Genomic DNA, 15,670 nt, shown 5'->3' with positions numbered 1-15,670 from the left:
GACGATGCCCGCATGGCATCTGCGCGACTATCACGAAGACGATCTCGACCAGGCCATCCAGATCTGGGACCAGAGCCGCCGCGCCGACGAGGACCGCGTGTTCCCCGTCTCCGAGGTGATGGCCGCGGCCAAGGCGGGCCAGACGGCGGTGGTCGCGCTGGTCGGCGACGAGTTGGTGGGCATGGCCGTCGCGCAGGCGTCCGGCCGGCGGGGCTGGATCCTCCTGGTGGCGCTCGCCGCCCGCTGGCGCGAGCGCGGGATCGGCAGCGCCCTCGTCGCGGAGCTGGAGCGGCGGCTGCGGGCGCTCGGGGTCCGCCACATCAGCGCGCTGCTCCCGGCGCACGCCGCCGGTACGAAGGCGCTGGAGAACTCCGGCTACCGGTCCCGCGACGACCTCACCTACTACGAGAAACTCGAACCGCTGGGCACCGCCAACGCCGACGTCCTCGCCGCGCTCGGCGGCCGGCTCCTGCCCGAGGGCCTCTGGGACGCCCTGGCCGGGATGGAGCAGGAGAAGCAGGTCATCGAACGCCGTGTGGTGCTCCCGCTGACCGAGCCGGCGCTCGCCGACCGCTACGGCGTCGTGCCGCCCAAGGCGGTCATCCTGTTCGGGCCGCCGGGCACGGGCAAGACCAGCTTCGCCAAGGCGGTGGCCTCGCGGCTCGGCTGGCCGTTCGTGGAGCTGTTCCCCTCCCGGCTCGCGGCCGACACCAGCGAGGGCCTCGCCGCCGCCCTGCGGGAGGCGTTCGCCGACCTGGCGGTGCTCGACTCGGTCGTGCTCTTCATCGACGAGGTCGAGGAGATCGCCGGGGCGCGGTCCGGGAAGGCGGTCGATCCCGGGCACGGGGTGACCAACGAACTGCTCAAGCTCATCCCGGTCTTCCGCGAGCACGACGCGTGCCTGCTGGCCTGCGCCACCAACTCCGTACGCTCCCTGGACGCGGCCTTCCTGCGCCCGGGCCGGTTCGACTACGTCATCCCCATCGGCCCGCCCGACCCCACCGCCCGCGCGGCGATCTGGACCCGCTACCTCAGGGCCGGCACCGGCTCGGTGGACCTCGCCCGACTGGTCGGCGCCAGCGAGCTGTTCACCCCGGCCGACATCGAGTTCGCGGCCCGCAAGGGCGCCCAGGCGGCCTTCGAACGCGAGGTCGCCGAGCGGCGCGGCGGACCGGCCACCACCGAGGACTTCATGACGGCCATCGCCGACACCCGGCCCACGCTCACGGCCCGGGCGATCGAGGAGTTCGAGGAGGACATCGACACATACAGCCGGCTCTGAGCGCGGACGGGCCCTACTCCTCCGGGCGCGGCTCCTGCGGCTCGTCCGGCTGCTCGCGGGAGGGCTGAGCGGGCGAGGGCCGGGCGGGAGAGGACCGGGTGGGAGGAGGCTGAGCGGGAGACCCGCAGTCTGGGTTGCGGCACGGGCCGGGTCGTCGCACGGGCACCCATACGCCCAGGGTCTTGTGCCGCCGGACGACCGTGCCCAGCGTCTGCCCGCAGACCGGGCAGACGTGTCTGTCCTCGTCCATACCTCCAGACTAGGACCGGGGCCGCACTCCCGCAGGCCGCAGACGGCAGGCCGGACCTGTCCTCTCCCCGGCCCCCGACCGTCCGGTCACGTGGCGGGTGGGACGGGGCGGGCGGAGAATCGGGGGAGGAGCGCACGGCCCGCCCGGCGACGTGCGGCGGAGTGGAAGGAGTGCTCCGATGCTGCTGGCCCACCCCGCGGTGCTGCGGGATCTCATCGAGCAGTACGAGGCTCTGGCGGCCCTGCACGCGGCCGACGCGGAGAGCGATCGGGTACGCCAGCGGATGCAGGACGTGGCCTACACCCTGTGCGTGTCGACCGGCACCCAGGACGTGGACGCGGCCCTGATCGCCGCCCGCCACCACCTGCCCGGGGCACGCCCGGAGGACGACTCGTTCACGAGCTGACCCGACCGGTCGCCCGGGCCGGACGGTAACGGGGTCGGCGGAGTCGGAGGCGGTGCCGGGTGCGGGGCTCGACGCTGCGGGCGGGGGTGCCTAGGATCAGGGCACGGCATCGCGTGTCGGTCACCGGCCGGGTGAGGCATGGAGGTGCCCGTGAGATTGCCTTGCGGAGGCATTCCACAGATGTCAGTCGAGTTGAATCACACCATCGTCCATGCCCGGGACAAGCGGGAGTCGGCCGAGTTCCTGGCCCACGTCCTGGGGCTCGAGGTCGGGACCGAATGGGGCCCGTTCCTTCCGGTGGCGACCGCCAACAGGGTCACCCTGGACTTCGCCGCCGTCCCGGCGGAGTCGATCGTCATGCAGCACTACGCCTTCCTCGTCTCCGACGAGGAGTTCGACGCGGCCTTCGCGCGCATCCGGGAGGCCGGGATCGCGTACTACGCCGATCCGCACCTGAAGCAGCCCGGCGAGATCAACCACCACCACGGCGGGCGCGGCGTGTACTTCATGGATCCGGCCGGACACGGCATGGAGATCATCACGCGGCCCTACGGGAGCCACGAGCAGGCGCCGACCGCCTCGTCGTGAGGCGGTGGCAGGCCAGGGCGTGGCCCTGGCCTGCCGCTACGGCGTCCGTCAGCCGAAGGTGAGGGCCGAGGGGCAGGCCACCGAGGTGGTCTTGCCGACCGGGTTGCCGATGCCGACGATGGCGTTGGCGGCGACACCCAGGTCCTGGACGTCGACGAGGCCCTGCTGGGCGTCGAACTGACCGGTGCAGGTCTGGCTCTGGTGGCTGTCGATCAGCGCGCCGCCGCCGCTGCCGCCGCCGTCGCGCTCCTGGCTCTGCCGGGTGTCAGCCTTCCGCCCGCCGTCACCGCCGTGGGCCTGGGCCGCACCGGCACCGATGAAGCCGACGCTGCCGAGGAGGGCCACGACGACAGCGGCCTTCTGGAACTTGCGCATTATCTCTCCCTGTCGGGTCATTGCAGCCCATTTCAGGCTGGAAACTGACAGGGAGAAAGTTAGACATCGTTCACAGCTTTTAACCAGGTAAACACTCGTACGCTCTAATTTGTCTGATAGATCTATTTATATCTCGCTGGATCTCTCACTGGATCTCTCGCTGAATCTGTAGCGGGTCGAGGACTGGCAGCGGTCGGCACGGAGGCGACGACCTGGTCCGGCGCCCGCACCACGACGACATGGAGATCGGGCGCCAGGGTGAGCGCCCGCCGCCCCTGCCCCCATCCTCCGTCGAGCACGATGGTCCCGGTCTCCGCGACATCCACGGCGCAGCCCGTCACCACCGTGTCCGTGGAGTCGAGTTGCCGCGCGCTCATCGGCGGCCGGGACGGCCGGACGGTCGAGCACCCAACTCGCCGCCGTGATCGCGGCCTTCGCCGGCCGATGTCCCTTGCCTCCCTGGATCGCCACGCGTTGGCGCAGGTGGACGAGAACTTCGGGGATGTCGATGGCGACGGGGCAGACGTCGTAGCAGGCGCCGCGGAGGATCTTCTCGATGCCGGCGACGGAGATGAGGGTGTCGGGGAGGGTGAGGCACATGCGTCCGTTGCCCTCGGACTCGACGACGACGAGGGCGCCAGTCTCGGCGACCATGAAGTCGGCCCCGGAGATGGCGACTTCGGCACGCAGGAATTTCTCGCGGAGGTGGAGGCGGGCGGCTTCGGCGAGTTCGGCGGGTCGTGGAAGGTGTGAGACGACCGGACGCCCACGTGTGGGGGCGGCGGGCGCGGCACGGTAGAAAGGAGACATGCCGGAGCATGAGATCCCCGCGGGGACGATGGAGGACGTCGATGCGGTGACCCGGGCGGTGCTGACCGCCTCCCGGCTGCTGGTGGCGGTCTCCGCCCGCTCCCTCGCCGAGGTCGAGGACCGGGTGACCCTGCCGCAGTTCCGGATGCTGGTCGTCCTGTCCACCCGGGGCGCCACCAAGCTGGTCGCGCTCGCCGACCTGCTGCAGGTCGCGCCGTCCACGGCCATGCGCATGGTGGACCGGCTGATCGCGGCCGGGCTCGCCGACCGCCAGCCCAATCCGGGCAACCGCCGGGAGACCCTGCTGCGGCTGACGGAGGAGGGGCGGCGCACGGTCGAGGCGGTCACGGGCCGCCGCCGCGCGGAGATCGCCGCGATCGTGGAACGGCTCAGCTCGACGCAGCGGCTGGCCCTCATCGAGGCCCTGGCCGCGTTCAACAGGGCGGGCGGGGAGCCGCCCGCACCGGACGGGGCGGAGGTGTTCCCGCTCGGCTGGGACGACTCCCCGGCCATGCCCGACGCCTGACCGGCCGACGCCCGACGCCTGACGCCTGACGCCTGACCGCCCGACGCCTGACCGCCCGGCCCGGCTCCGCCGGGAGAGGCGACCGCGCGGGCGGTGTCCGACCCGCGCGGACCCCCGGGACCCTCAGGGCCGGAACGCTGCCGCGCGCGACGACGCCGACGACGCGCTGCCGCGCCGCGATCAGGCGCTCGTGTGCACCGCGCGCAGGGCGCTCTGGTGGCTGAGCCAGCCGACCGGTTCGCCGTGCCGGTCGTCCAGGACCGGGACCCCGGTGCCGGCCGCCGTCAGCAGCGTCTGCAGGGCCTGGGCGAGGGGCTGGCCGACGGTGACGGGCGCGGGCGGCGCGGCCAGCGGCCCGATCGTCGCCGGGGCGGCGTCGGGCTGTTCCGCCAGCGCCTCGGCCACCGCCTGGGCGGTGACGACACCGACGTAGCCCCCGCCGCCGTCGACGACCGGGAGCGCGCCGTGGCCCGACCGGCTCAGCAGCTCGGCCGCGTCGGTCAGGGGTGTGGTCGCGGGCAGCGGCGAGGGCAGCGGCTCCATGACGCCGCCGACGTGCTGCGCGCCGATCCGCGCTCCGGGCGCGGGCCCGTCGAGGTCGATGCCGCGACGGCGCAGCTTGAGCGTGTAGATGGTGTCGCGGGACAGCAGCCGGCCGGTGGCGGTGGCCAGCACGATGGCCAGCATCAGCGGCAGGATGATCGAGTACTCGCCGGTGAGTTCGAAGAGGATGACCACCGCCGTGATGGGCGCGCGGGCCGCGCCCGCGAACACCGCGCCCATGCCGACCAGGGCGTAGGCGCCCACGGCGCCGGCCGAGCCGGGCAGCAGCTGGTGGACGCCGATGCCGTAGGCCGAGCCGAGCATCGCGCCGATGAACAGGCTGGGCGCGAAGACGCCGCCCGAACCGCCGATGCCGATGGTCAGGCTGGTGGCGAGCATCTTGCCGGCCAGCAGCAGGAGCAGGAAGCCGATCGCGTAACCGCCCTCGGTCGCCTTCTCCAGGACCGGGTAGCCGACGCCGTACATCTCGGGCAGCGCGAGCAGGACCAGGCCGAGCGCCAGCCCGCCGACCGCCGGGCGCAGCCACTCCGGACCGCGCCAGAGCCAGTCGCAGGCGTCCTCGACGAGGTACAGGAAACGCGCGAAGCCCGTCCCCACCACGGCGGCCACCACGCCGAGCAGGGCGAACAGGGCGTACTGCGTGAGGTGGGCGACATGGAAGTCGGGCAGCTCCAGGAAGGCCGCGTCACCGAAGGCGGCCCGCCCGATGACGCTCGCGGTGACGCTGGCCAGCACCGCCGCGCCGAACGCCTCCGCCGAGAACACGCCCAGGATCAGCTCCATGGCGAAGAAGACGCCGGCCAGCGGCGCGTTGAAGGTGGCCGCGATGCCGCCCGCCGCGCCGCACGCCACCAGGAGCTTCGTACGGCCCTCGGCGGCCCGCGTCACGCGGCCGAGCGTGGACCCGAGCGCCGAGCCGATCTGCACGATGGGGCCCTCGCGGCCCACCGAGCCGCCGGAGCCGATGGTCAGGGCCGAGGCGAGCGTCTTGACCACGGCCACCTTCGGGCTGATCCGGCCGCCGCGCTGCGCCACCGCGAGCATCACCTCGGGCACGCCGTGCCCGCGCGCCTCCTTGGCGAACCGGTTGACCAGCGGCCCGTACAGCAGGCCGCCCACCGCCGGGGCGAGGACGACGAAGTACGGCCCCAGCCAGGGCAGGTGCGGATGGGCCGCGCCCGGGGAGGCGGAGTAGTCGGCATGGCCGGAGAGCAGGCGGGTGAAGGTCTGGATGCACCAGCGGAAGACGATCGAGCCCGCGCCCGCCCCGGCGCCGACCACCACGGCCAGCGCCATCACGCCCCACGCCGCGTCGCGCACTCCCGCGAGGCGCGGCGCCCGGCCGAGGCTCTCCGTCGTCCCGTGGCCGGCCCCTCGCTCGCCGTCGGCCGTCACCGGTATGGCGCCCACTGTTTCCCCTTCCTCACTTTTGCATTATGCAAAATAGTACGGTGGGCGCCGCAGAGCGAGACCGCCCGCGTGCCGGACCGCCGGGCGGGCACTCGTCCGGCGAAGCGGCTCCCGTGATCCGTACGACCCCGTAGGTGCGTGTATGCAGCCCCACACCCGTCCGGCCGGCTGGATCGAGGCCCTCGGCTGGTTCAGCCTCGCCGTGGCCTTCGCCTGTGCCCTGGTCATCCTGATCGACGTCTTCGTGCTCGGCTTCCGGCAGAAGATGTGGATCATGAACCTGGTGTATCCGGTCACCGCCCTGTACTGGGGGCCGGTCGCCCTGTGGTTCTACTTCCGCCACGGCAGGCGCCAGTCGAGGCGCGCGGTGGAACGGGAGGGCATGCCGGACCCGGACGAGCTGCCGCGCTGGAACGTGATGTCGAAGGCCGTCAGCCACTGCGGAGCCGGCTGCACGCTCGGCGACATCGGCGCGGAGTGGCTGGTCTTCGCAGTCGGCCTCACCCTCGCCGGCAAGGCCCTGTACGCGGACTTCGCGCTGGACTTCGCGTTCGCCTGGGTGCTCGGCATCCTCTTCCAGTACTTCACCATCGTGCCGATGCGCCAGGTGAGCCGGGCCGAGGGCGTCCGGGCGGCGGTCAAGGCCGACACCCTGTCCATCGTGGCCTTCCAGATCGGCCTGTTCCTGGGCATGTGGCTCTACCAGGAAGTGATCTTCGCGCCGGGCCTGCCGAAGACCTCGGCCGCCTACTGGATGATGATGCAGCTCTCCATGGTCCTCGGCTTCTTCACCGCCTGGCCGGTCAACGCCTGGCTCGTGCGCATCGGGTGGAAGGAGCGGATGTAGCGGGTGTAGCGGATGCGAGGGCGCGGCGCCCGCGCACGTGACCGCCGGGTGACGGCAGGACGGCGGCGCCACCGATGGCGTACGCCGGGTCGCGCCGGGGAGGTCTCCGGGCGAGGCTCGCAACTGGTCGTGCCGGTTCAGGCGCCGGTTCCCGCACGCGCCCGCGAGGAGATCGAGATGCTCCGGAACACCGAGGCCCGTCCCCCGCTCCCGCCCGCCGGGGCCGTCGGCGCGGCGCACGGGAGCGCGGCCGGCCACGGCGGCGGGCCGCACGGCCGATGACCCATCCCGGCGCCCTCGTCCTGATCATGGCGGCCGCCGTCCTCGCGCCGGTCCTCGCCGAGGGGGCCGCCCGCCGGGTCCGTATCCCGCTGGTCATCTTCGAGATCGCCCTCGGCATCGTCCTCGGGCCCGCGGTCCTCGGCTGGGCGCACCCCGACGAGGTCATCGACACCCTGTCCGACCTGGGGCTGGCCATGCTGATCTTCATGGCGGGCTACGAGATCGACTTCGCGGCCGTCCGGGGCGCCGTCCTGCGCCGCGCCACGGCGGCCTGGCTGATCTCGCTCGCGGCCGGCATCGGCCTCGGTTTCCTGCTCGGCGGCGGCCAGACGTACCGGGCCTTCGTCATCGGCACCGCCCTGACCAGCACGGCGCTGGGCACCGTCCTGCCGATCCTGCGGGACGAAGGCGACCTGCACAGCCGCTTCGGCACGATGATGTCCGCCTTCGGGGCGGTGGGGGAGTTCGGGCCGGTCGTCGCGACGGCGCTCCTGCTCAGCGGGCGCAGGCCCGGCCTGTCGGCGGTCCTGCTGATCCTGTTCGCGGCGATCACCGCGGGCGCCGTCCTGTGGGCGCTGCGCAGCCGCCCGCCCTGGTTCACCCGGCTCGCCGAGAAGACCCTGCACAGCAGCGGACAGTTCGCGGTCCGCTTCGTCATGCTGATCCTGGCCGGCATGCTGGCCCTCGCGGAGGCGTTCGGCCTGGACATCCTGCTCGGCGCCTTCGCCGCCGGCGTCCTCACCCGGCTGGTGCTGCACGGGGCCTCGCCGGCGTACAGCGAAGAGATCTTCGGCAAGGTGGAGGCCCTCGGCTTCGGCTTCCTGGTGCCGCTGTTCTACGTGGTCACCGGCATCGAGTTCGACCTGCGCGCGCTGCTGCACGACGGGCGGGCCCTGCTGCTGGTGCCGGTCTTCCTGCTGCTGTTCCTGCTGGTGCGCGGCGGCCCGGTGCATCTCCTCGCGCCGCGCGGCCTGCGGGGCGGCGACCGTACGGCGCTCACCCTGTTCGCGTCGACCTGTCTGCCGCTCGTCGTGGCGATCACGACCATCGGAGTGGACCAGAAGGTCCTCGGCCGGGACGTGGCCGCGGCGCTGGTCGGCGCCGCGATGATCTCCGTGCTCGTCCTGCCGCTCGCGGCGCTGCGGCTGCGCACCGGCGGTCGCGGTGGGCGGCCGTCGCCGTCCGCGGCGGAGTCGGAGGCGTGGTGAGCGCCGCCGGACGCGCCCGGACCCACCGCGCCGACGCCCTGTGTCGCCGACGCCTGGTGTCAGGGACGGTGACGCCTTGAGTCAGGGACGTTGACGCCTTGTGTCAGGGACGTTCGGGTCCCCGGCCCGGGCCGTCCGGCCTCAGCGCGGTGCGGCGGGGTGCGGTGGACTGGAGGCCGGGCCGGGCGGACGGGACGCGAGGCGGCTGCCCGGAGCCCGGGGGTGCGTTCTACGCCTACCCGTCGGGGCAGCCGCTGTTCGGCATGGGCGCCGACGGCCGGACGCGCTCCGCGCACCGCGGCCCGCGGGAAGCCGTACGGTGAGACCACCGGGCGCACCAGGACGGCGCGCGGCACGTCCCGCGAGGCGGGCGCGAGCCGATGCCGGGCCGTGAGGAGCCCCTGCCGGGCCGAGGGAGAGCTGATCGATGAGGCGACGCAGCGTGGGCGATCTGATGACGCCCACCGCCGTGAGCGTGCGGCCGGGCACGCCGTTCAAGGAGATCGCACGCGTCCTCGACGAGTACGACATCACCGCCGTGGTCGTGGTCGACGACCAGGACCGGCCGGTCGGGGTGGTCTCCGAGGCCGATCTGCTGCGCAGACAGACCTCCGGCGGCCGGGGCAGCACCGCACGGGACCTGATGACGAGCCCGGCCGTGGTCGCCGAACCCGGCTGGCACGCGGTGCGGGCCGCGCGGACGATGGAACGGCACCACGTCAAGCGACTGCCCGTGGTGGACGGCGAGGGCCGGCTGATCGGCGTGGTCAGCCGCAGCGACCTGGTGCGGCTGTTCCTCCGCAGGGACCGCGCGATCCAGGAGGAGATCCTGGAGGACGTCCTCGTCAAGACCCTGGGGCTGCCGCCCTCGGCGCTGACGGTCGAGGTCGCCGAGGGGCGGGTGACGCTCAGCGGCACGGTGGAGCGCAAGAGCCTGATCACGGTCGCCGTACGCCTGTGCGACAGCGTCGACGGCGTGGTGGACGTGGTGAACCGGCTCGGTTTCGAGCGGGACGACGAGGAAGGCGGACGGGACGACGAGGAGGGGCGCGGCGGCCCGCACGAAGGCGGCCTCCGGGCGGCCCCGGGGCCGGGGCAGGCTCCGGGCGCGGCCGGCCCCGGCGGCCGGCGGCCGTGACGGGGTGCCCGGGTGACCTGTGCCGGCAGGGTGACTTGCGGCTGGATGACTTGCCGTTCGGGTGACCCGCCGCCTGGGTGAGCTGCGCCTGGATGACCCCTGCCGCCTGGATGACCGGCTGGCCGCGCGGTCTGCCGCCCGGGTGACCGGCTGGGCGTGTGGCCTGCCGGTCGGATGATCTGCCGTCCGGATCGTCTGTTGTCCGCGTGACCGGCCGTCTCTGGTCGCTTCCCGTTGCCCGGGGTCCACGCTGCCGGCTCCGCGCGACCGCGCCAGGCGGGGCGGGCCACGGGACGCCGCCGCCGTGCCTCCGGCCCGCGGCCCGCCGATCGGCGCTGCCGTGGACTTCGGTCCGCGCCCCTCGAGCGCCTCCCGCCTTCGGCTCGCGTCTCCCGAGCGCCGCCGCCGTGGCCTTCGGCTCGCGTCTCCCGAGCAACGCCATCGCGGCCTTCGGCCTGCGCCTCCCGAGCGCCGCCATCGCGGCCCCGGGCGCCGGATGGGCCGGTCGGTCCTCGGTGGGGACGTGCGGCCCCTGCCCGGCCGGTGCGGCGGAAGGGCATGCTCGTGACGGAGCCCGACCCGGCGGCCCGTCCGCCGGGTGGAGCGCCACGCGGCGGTACACGCGTACGGGAGTGTGAGGACGATGGACCTTCCCCTGGTAGTCGGTGTGGACGGCTCCGAGCCCGGCTACCGGGCCCTGGACTGGGCCGCCGACGAGGCCGCCCTGCGCGGCGCGCCCCTGCGGGTGGTGCACGGCTCGCTCTGGGAGCGCTACGAGGGCGCCGCGCTCGCCCGCAGCCTCGGCAGGCCGGACACGCGGGACCTGGCCGAGGAGATCGTCCGCGTCGGCGTCCACCGCGCCCGCGAGCGGCACCCCGAACTGCCGATCAGCCTCGCCGCGCTGCCCGAGGAACCGGAGTACGCGCTCGTCCGCGAGGGCAGGAACGCCTCCCTGCTGGTCGTGGGCAGCCGGGGCCGAAGCGGCGTGGTGGACCTGCTGCTCGGCTCGGTCGGCCTGTTCGTCGCCGGGCACGCCGACTGCCCGGTCGTCGTGATCCGCGGCAACCACGACAACCGCGCGCGTACGCCCGTGCACGGCCGGATCGTCGTCGGCGTCGGGGACCGGTCCGCCGCGGCGGTGCGGTTCGCGGCCGAGGAGGCGGCCCGGCGCGGCGCCGTCCTGCACGCCGTACGGGCCTGGCGGTGCCCCGCCCACGAGACCATCGACCATCCGCTGATCACCGGCGAGCCGGAGCGGGTCCACGAGGAACGGGCCGCGCAGGCGCTGGAGGCGGCGCTCGCCGACCTCCCGCCGGAGGCGAAGACCGAGCGCTCCACCGTCGAGGGGCCGGCCCGCCGGGTGCTGCTCGGAGCCGCCGAGGAGGCCGATCTGCTGGTCGTCGGCGTCCGGCGCCGCCCGGGACACTTCGGGCTCCAGCTCGGCCGCACCGCGCACACCGTCCTGCACCACTCGCCCTGCCCGGTCGCCGTGGTGCCCGAGCGCGACTGAGCGCCGCCACTCGGGACTGAGACCGGCACGCGGGGCTGAGCGCCGCCATGCGGGGGCTGAGCGCCGCCACGTCACCCCGCCCACGTCACCCCGCCGCGCGGCTCCGGTACGGCCGCCTGGCGGCGTCGTGGGTCTCGTACGAGGCTGAAGGGGCCCCGAGGGACGGCGCGCGAAGGAGGCGGACGCGGTGACGGAACCCCTGGTGGTCGGCGTGGACGGGTCCGAGGCGAGCCTCCAGGCGGTGGACTGGGCCGCCGCCGAGGCACTGCGGCACGACGCGCCGCTCCACCTGCTGCACGCGGCGGCGGGGGAGCACGCGGCGTCCGACGTCATCCGCACGGCGAGCGAACGGGCCGCGGCGAGCGCCCCCGGGGCGTTGCTGTCGAGCGAGGTCGTGCACGAGGACGCCGTCACCGCCCTCACCGGCGGCCACGGCGGCGTCCTCGCCCTGGTGGTGGGGGCCAGGGGACTCGGCGACGACCTCCCGGGCATGCTCCTCGGCTCGGTCGGCCTGGCCGTCGCGGCACGCGCCGACTGCCCGGTCGTCGTGGTGCGCGGCTCGGCGGAGCACCGGGCGGGGCGGTACGGGTGCGTCGTCGTCGGGGTGGGGGAGGCGGAGGACGGGGACAGCGACTCGGCGGTGCGGTTCGCGTTCCGCGAGGCCCGGGCACGCGGCTGCCGGCTGCTCGCCGTGCACGCGTGGAACCCCCGGCTCGCCGGCGCCCCGGCGCCCGAGGTGCCGCCCTGGTACGCCATGGAGGCCCATCGGCGCCCGCCCGCGCAGGTGCTCGAGGACGCGCTGCGCGGCCCGCTGGAGCGGTACCCCGGCCAGGAGGTGAGCCGCCTGGTGGTCGACGGGCCGGCCCGCCGGGCCCTGCTGGAGGCGGCCGCTCAGGCGGACCTCCTCGTCGTCGGCGCCCACCGGCGGACGTCCCTGCCGGGACTGCAACTCGGCCTGATCAACCATGCGTTGCTGCACCACGCGCCGTGCCCGGTCGCGGTCGTCCCGCAGGAGTGAGGCGCCGCTCCCGCGGGGGCGCCGGCGGACGCGTGCCGACCTACCGTCCCGCCCCGCCCCGTCCCGTCCGTCCCGCCCCGTCCGTCCCGTCCGTCCCGTACGGACGTGACGGGGCGGGACGGGGCAGGCCGTGCCTCAGCGCCGCTCGGCCGGGACGGCGATGTCCGTGCTGACGGAGACCACCCCGTCCACGCCCCTGCACAGCTGTTCGATCACCGGGACCAGGCTCCGGTCCGTCACGGACCCCGCGAGGGCGACCCGGCCGTCCGTCACCGTGACCGTGAGGTCGGCCGGTGACAGGCCGAGCGTGTGGACCAGGACGTCGCCGGCGATCTCCTCGCGGATCGCCTCGTCGCGCCTGAGGAAGACCCGCAGCAGGTCGGCCCGGCTGACGATGCCGACCAGGACGCCCGTCTCGTCGACCACGGGCAGCCGTTTGACGGTGTGGGCGTCCATCGTGCGCGCGGCCTCCACCACGCTCCACTCCGGGCGGGCGCACACCGGCGGCGCCGTCATCAGTTCCCCGGCGGTGGCCTCCTCGGACGCCTGGCCCAGGACGCCGTCCCGGCGGGGCTCGGCGAGCAGCCCGGCCGGGTCGGGGCGGCCCGCCACCGTGCGCAGCAGATCGGCCTCCGACACCAGCCCGACCGGGCGGCCGAGGTCGTCCACGACGGGGACGGCGGAGACGCCGTTGTCGGCCAGGGTGCGCACGAGGTCCTTGAACGAGGTGTCCCGCCGCACCCGGACCACGGCGTGGGTCATGAGGTCTTCGACCGTTCGGTGGTGCATCGTTGTCTCCTTGGCATCCGGGACCCGGCCGCGCGGCGTGACACGCCGGGTGTCCGCGGCCGGCCCCTCCGTCTCGGCCGGCTTCAGCCGGCCGGGTCGCGCTCCTCGTGCACGACGACGACCGGGCAGGCCGCGTGCTGCGCGCACCGCTGGCTCACCGAGCCGAGCATCGCCCGCGCGAAGCCGCCCCGGCCGCGGCGGCCCACGACGAGGACGTCCGCGCCCTGCGAGGCGCGGATCAGCACCTCCGACGGGTCGCCCTCGACCAGGTGCTCCCGCAGCTCGGCCGGACGCCCGGCGCCGAAGACGGCGTCCAGGCCCTGCGCGAAACGCTCCCGGGCGTTGTTCAGATCGAAGTCGGGATCGATCACCAGCCCGCTCCAGCTCAGCTCGGTCGGCGTGCTCCAGGCGTGGACCGCCTCCACGACGCCGTCCACCAGCCGCGCGTACCGCACCGCCCAGCGCAGCGCCGCGTAGGACGACGGCGAGCCGTCCACGCCGACGACCACCCGGGGATGCGCCTCGGACCCGGGGTGCCCCTCGGATCCCGGGTGCCCCTCAGAAGCCGTCATGACCGCCTCCGCTCGTACGCCACGGTTCTCACTCCCACGCCTTCCTCCCACGCTGCCCGTCCTCTCCGTGCCCCGCCAGCCGGCCTTGTCCCACGCGTCCCGCGTCAGCCGGTCTTCTGGTCCCACTTCGGGCCGACCAGGTCCCACTCCCGGCCCCACTGCTCGCAGCGGCGCCTGTCGAGCCGCCACCGGGCGAGGGCCGCCGTGCCGTAGGCCAGGCCGGCGAAGGACAGGGCGGCCGCACCGCCGTAGAGGCCGGCCTCGGCCCGCGCCGTGGCCGGCCCGGGCGGCTCGGTGGCGAGGACGCCCCGGCCGTCCTGCCACACCGTGACCGTCGCCCCGGCGGGCAGACCGCCCGGCACGAGGGTGCGCGCGGCGCGGTCCGTGCCGTCCGGTGCGGTCCAGCGGACCCGGGCCGACGTACGGGAGCCGTCGCCCGCGGTCGTCGTGCTCACGGGGGCGTCGGTGAGCAGGACGGCCTCGGCGGCGTGCCGGTCGGCGCGCTGCCGGGCGAACTCCTGGTCCGCCGCCCGTGCCGTCACCGTCCAGACGAGCGCGCCGCCGACCAGCATCAGCACCCACGTCACCAGCACGATCCACGCCTCGGCGAGATCCTCGGGGCGGCGCAGCGGACTGCGCCGCCACCGCCACAGCCACCGCCGCCCCGTGGTCCCCTCGCGCCCGGCGCTCCGCCCCCGGTCGTTCCGCTCGGCGCTCATCGGTCCTCACCTCCTTCGCCCCCTCCGCCCCCTCCCTTCCGACGGTGACAGGGGCGGCGGCGGAACCCCATGGGCCGGTCGGCCCCGCCCGCAGGGCCGTCAGGCGCCCCCGGCCCCCGCCCCAAGGGCCCGTCCGCCCGTCCGCCCTGCCGGTCCGGGGACTGTGGGCCGCCCCGGGCCACTGGGCCCCAGCCGCGGGCCGGTCGGCTCATGCGCGCGGCCGTGGCATCGCGTTCACTGGGACGTACAGAGGCGGACTGACGGCAGCCGGCGCGGCTGTCGGCCGAGGAGGCTTCGATGCCGACACGACAGCTCGACGTGGGGACGGTGACCGCGCTGGTCGCCGACGCCACCACCGCCCCCTCGATGCACAACGCGCAGCCCTGGCGGTTCCGCTACCTGACCGGCCCGCGCGTCCTGCGCCTGTACGCCGACCCGGAGCGCGCCATGCGCCGCACCGACCCGGGGAACCGGGCCCTGCACATCGGCTGCGGCGCGGCCCTGTTCAACCTGCGGGTCGCCGCCGCGCACGCGGACCTCACCGCCGCGACGCGCCTGCTGCCCGACCCGGCGGACCCGCTGCTGCTGGCCGAGGCGGCCCTGGGCGACCGGCCCGGAGCGGCGCCGGACGCCGAGCTGCGCCGGCTGTATCCGTTCCTGGCCCGGCGGCACACCAGCCGCCACCCCTTCGAGGACCGGGAGGTGCCGGAGGAGATCCGGGCCGTGCTGCGGGCGGCGGCCGAGTCGGAGGGCGCCGAACTGCTGTTCCCGGGCCCGTGGCACATCGACGCGCTGCGCGCGCTCGTCCAGGACGCGGAGAGCCGGGACGAGCTGGACGAGTCCGCCTTCGAGGACCTGACGCGCTGGACCCGGCTCGGCCCGGAGGCGGAGAACGCCGTGGACGGCGTGCCGGAGTACGCCTTCGGCCCGACCCGGCGCGGCGGCAAGGCCCTGCTGCGGGACTTCGCCGGGCGCCGGCGGGTGCCCGGCCGCGACGGCGCCGACTTCGAGGAGAGTCCCCGGCTGGCCGTGCTCAGCACACGCGGCGACACCCCCGCCGACTGGCTGGTCGCCGGCCAGGCGCTGGAGCGCGTCATGCTGGAGGCCACCGCGGCCGGACTCGCCACCTCCCTGACCTCGCACCCGCTGGAGAGCCCGGAGCTGCGTCCGCTGGCCCGCGATCCCGTCACGGGCCGGGGCCAGGTCCAGATGGTGCTGCGCCTCGGCTACGGACCGCCCGGCCCCGCGACGCCCCGCCGGCCCGTCGCGGACGTCCTCGATGTCGAGCCGGACGCACCGGCGGACTGACCGCCGGCGGACTGACCGCCGACGGCCCTGCGGGACAACACGCCGGGCGACACATGCCGAACGACGGA

15 protein-coding genes and 2 pseudogenes are annotated in these 15,670 nt (G+C 74.8%); 10 read left to right on the top strand and 7 right to left on the bottom strand.

The window, feature by feature from the left end; translation table 11 throughout:
• The first annotated feature begins 4 nt into the window (after positions 1 to 4).
• The 3 genes from K7787_RS06750 (at position 5) to K7787_RS06740 (ending at position 2,526) form a co-directional block, all read left to right on the top strand.
• Positions 5 to 1,282, top strand: a complete 1,278-nt coding sequence (locus tag K7787_RS06750; protein ID WP_164390959.1) for an ATP-binding protein — start codon at positions 5 to 7, stop codon at positions 1,280 to 1,282.
• A 428-nt stretch (positions 1,283 to 1,710) separates the two neighbouring features.
• Complete coding sequence (locus tag K7787_RS06745; protein WP_009192726.1) at positions 1,711 to 1,938, top strand: DUF5133 domain-containing protein; 228 nt, start codon at positions 1,711 to 1,713, stop codon at positions 1,936 to 1,938.
• Positions 1,939 to 2,118: 180 nt separating this feature from the next.
• Positions 2,119 to 2,526: a VOC family protein gene (locus K7787_RS06740; protein WP_223000797.1), complete on the top strand. Its 408-nt coding sequence runs from the start codon at positions 2,119 to 2,121 to the stop codon at positions 2,524 to 2,526.
• Positions 2,527 to 2,574: 48 nt separating this feature from the next.
• Here the strand turns inward: K7787_RS06740 and K7787_RS06735 are convergent, their stop codons facing one another.
• From K7787_RS06735 to K7787_RS06725, 3 genes and pseudogenes are all read right to left on the bottom strand, one after another.
• On the bottom strand, positions 2,575 to 2,901 hold the full coding sequence (locus K7787_RS06735; RefSeq protein WP_043262224.1) for a hypothetical protein: 327 nt from the start codon (positions 2,899 to 2,901) through the stop codon (positions 2,575 to 2,577).
• Between the two features lie 188 nt (positions 2,902 to 3,089).
• Positions 3,090 to 3,272: pseudogene (locus tag K7787_RS06730) on the bottom strand (LUD domain-containing protein); the annotation flags it as partial.
• Positions 3,259 to 3,669, bottom strand: a pseudogene (locus tag K7787_RS06725) (LUD domain-containing protein); the annotation flags it as partial. The pseudogenes K7787_RS06725 and K7787_RS06730, both read right to left, overlap by 14 nt.
• Before the next feature lie 40 nt (positions 3,670 to 3,709).
• On the opposite strand from K7787_RS06725, the gene K7787_RS06720 reads away from it, so the two are divergent.
• Entirely contained in the window at positions 3,710 to 4,237 is a 528-nt protein-coding gene (locus K7787_RS06720; RefSeq protein WP_019984194.1) for a MarR family winged helix-turn-helix transcriptional regulator, read from the top strand.
• A 180-nt stretch (positions 4,238 to 4,417) separates the two neighbouring features.
• Here K7787_RS06720 and K7787_RS06715 read toward each other — a convergent pair whose 3' ends face one another.
• Positions 4,418 to 6,097, bottom strand: a complete 1,680-nt coding sequence (locus tag K7787_RS06715) for a chloride channel protein (RefSeq protein ID WP_197073943.1) — start codon at positions 6,095 to 6,097, stop codon at positions 4,418 to 4,420.
• Between the two features lie 256 nt (positions 6,098 to 6,353).
• Here K7787_RS06715 and K7787_RS06710 point away from each other — a divergent pair, with 256 nt between their 5' ends.
• From K7787_RS06710 to K7787_RS06690, 5 genes are all read left to right on the top strand, one after another.
• Positions 6,354 to 7,058, top strand: a complete 705-nt coding sequence (locus tag K7787_RS06710; protein ID WP_009192732.1) for a DUF4396 domain-containing protein — start codon at positions 6,354 to 6,356, stop codon at positions 7,056 to 7,058.
• 278 nt (positions 7,059 to 7,336) lie between these two features.
• Positions 7,337 to 8,548 carry a cation:proton antiporter gene (locus K7787_RS06705; RefSeq protein WP_223000795.1) on the top strand — a complete coding sequence of 404 codons (1,212 nt, stop codon included), beginning with the start codon at positions 7,337 to 7,339 and terminating at the stop codon, positions 8,546 to 8,548.
• A 427-nt stretch (positions 8,549 to 8,975) separates the two neighbouring features.
• On the top strand, positions 8,976 to 9,686 hold the full coding sequence (locus K7787_RS06700) for a CBS domain-containing protein (RefSeq protein WP_247720611.1): 711 nt from the start codon (positions 8,976 to 8,978) through the stop codon (positions 9,684 to 9,686).
• Between the two features lie 643 nt (positions 9,687 to 10,329).
• The gene (locus K7787_RS06695) at positions 10,330 to 11,196 is read left to right on the top strand and encodes a universal stress protein (protein WP_223000794.1); all 867 of its coding nucleotides are present in this window, start codon (positions 10,330 to 10,332) and stop codon (positions 11,194 to 11,196) included.
• 187 nt (positions 11,197 to 11,383) lie between these two features.
• The gene (locus K7787_RS06690; RefSeq protein ID WP_223000793.1) at positions 11,384 to 12,214 is read left to right on the top strand and encodes a universal stress protein; all 831 of its coding nucleotides are present in this window, start codon (positions 11,384 to 11,386) and stop codon (positions 12,212 to 12,214) included.
• Between the two features lie 135 nt (positions 12,215 to 12,349).
• On the opposite strand, the gene K7787_RS06685 is transcribed toward K7787_RS06690, so the two are convergent.
• The 3 genes from K7787_RS06685 to K7787_RS06675 form a co-directional block, all read right to left on the bottom strand.
• Complete coding sequence (locus tag K7787_RS06685; RefSeq protein WP_019984200.1) at positions 12,350 to 13,003, bottom strand: CBS domain-containing protein; 654 nt, start codon at positions 13,001 to 13,003, stop codon at positions 12,350 to 12,352.
• Between the two features lie 83 nt (positions 13,004 to 13,086).
• The gene (locus tag K7787_RS06680) at positions 13,087 to 13,575 is read right to left on the bottom strand and encodes a universal stress protein (protein ID WP_223000792.1); all 489 of its coding nucleotides are present in this window, start codon (positions 13,573 to 13,575) and stop codon (positions 13,087 to 13,089) included.
• A gap of 104 nt (positions 13,576 to 13,679) precedes the next feature.
• A complete protein-coding gene (locus tag K7787_RS06675) occupies positions 13,680 to 14,294 on the bottom strand; it encodes an Rv1733c family protein (RefSeq protein WP_223000791.1) in 615 nt (204 codons plus the stop codon).
• Between the two features lie 297 nt (positions 14,295 to 14,591).
• Between K7787_RS06675 and K7787_RS06670 the strand changes: the two genes are divergently transcribed.
• The gene (locus K7787_RS06670) at positions 14,592 to 15,602 is read left to right on the top strand and encodes an Acg family FMN-binding oxidoreductase (RefSeq protein WP_223000790.1); all 1,011 of its coding nucleotides are present in this window, start codon (positions 14,592 to 14,594) and stop codon (positions 15,600 to 15,602) included.
• Positions 15,603 to 15,670: the final 68 nt, after the last annotated feature.

This window comes from Streptomyces sennicomposti (assembly GCF_019890635.1).
GTDB lineage: Bacteria > Actinomycetota > Actinomycetes > Streptomycetales > Streptomycetaceae > Streptomyces > Streptomyces sennicomposti.
This window is presented reverse-complemented; position numbering and strand designations above follow the sequence as displayed.

Bases quoted from the DNA above. Each gene is read 5' to 3' on its own strand.
- K7787_RS06750 (WP_164390959.1), top strand. From the start codon at position 5: ATGCCCGCATGGCATCTGCGCGACTATCACGAAGACGATCTCGACCAG.
- K7787_RS06675 (WP_223000791.1), bottom strand. From the start codon at position 14,294: ATGAGCGCCGAGCGGAACGACCGGGGGCGGAGCGCCGGGCGCGAGGGG.
- K7787_RS06700 (WP_247720611.1), top strand. From the start codon at position 8,976: ATGAGGCGACGCAGCGTGGGCGATCTGATGACGCCCACCGCCGTGAGC.
- K7787_RS06705 (WP_223000795.1), top strand. From the start codon at position 7,337: ATGACCCATCCCGGCGCCCTCGTCCTGATCATGGCGGCCGCCGTCCTC.
- K7787_RS06715 (WP_197073943.1), bottom strand. From the start codon at position 6,097: ATGGCGCTGGCCGTGGTGGTCGGCGCCGGGGCGGGCGCGGGCTCGATC.
- K7787_RS06710 (WP_009192732.1), top strand. From the start codon at position 6,354: ATGCAGCCCCACACCCGTCCGGCCGGCTGGATCGAGGCCCTCGGCTGG.
- K7787_RS06695 (WP_223000794.1), top strand. From the start codon at position 10,330: ATGGACCTTCCCCTGGTAGTCGGTGTGGACGGCTCCGAGCCCGGCTAC.
- K7787_RS06740 (WP_223000797.1), top strand. From the start codon at position 2,119: ATGTCAGTCGAGTTGAATCACACCATCGTCCATGCCCGGGACAAGCGG.
- K7787_RS06685 (WP_019984200.1), bottom strand. From the start codon at position 13,003: ATGCACCACCGAACGGTCGAAGACCTCATGACCCACGCCGTGGTCCGG.
- K7787_RS06720 (WP_019984194.1), top strand. From the start codon at position 3,710: ATGCCGGAGCATGAGATCCCCGCGGGGACGATGGAGGACGTCGATGCG.
- K7787_RS06745 (WP_009192726.1), top strand. From the start codon at position 1,711: ATGCTGCTGGCCCACCCCGCGGTGCTGCGGGATCTCATCGAGCAGTAC.
- K7787_RS06670 (WP_223000790.1), top strand. From the start codon at position 14,592: ATGCCGACACGACAGCTCGACGTGGGGACGGTGACCGCGCTGGTCGCC.
- K7787_RS06735 (WP_043262224.1), bottom strand. From the start codon at position 2,901: ATGCGCAAGTTCCAGAAGGCCGCTGTCGTCGTGGCCCTCCTCGGCAGC.
- K7787_RS06680 (WP_223000792.1), bottom strand. From the start codon at position 13,575: ATGACGGCTTCTGAGGGGCACCCGGGATCCGAGGGGCACCCCGGGTCC.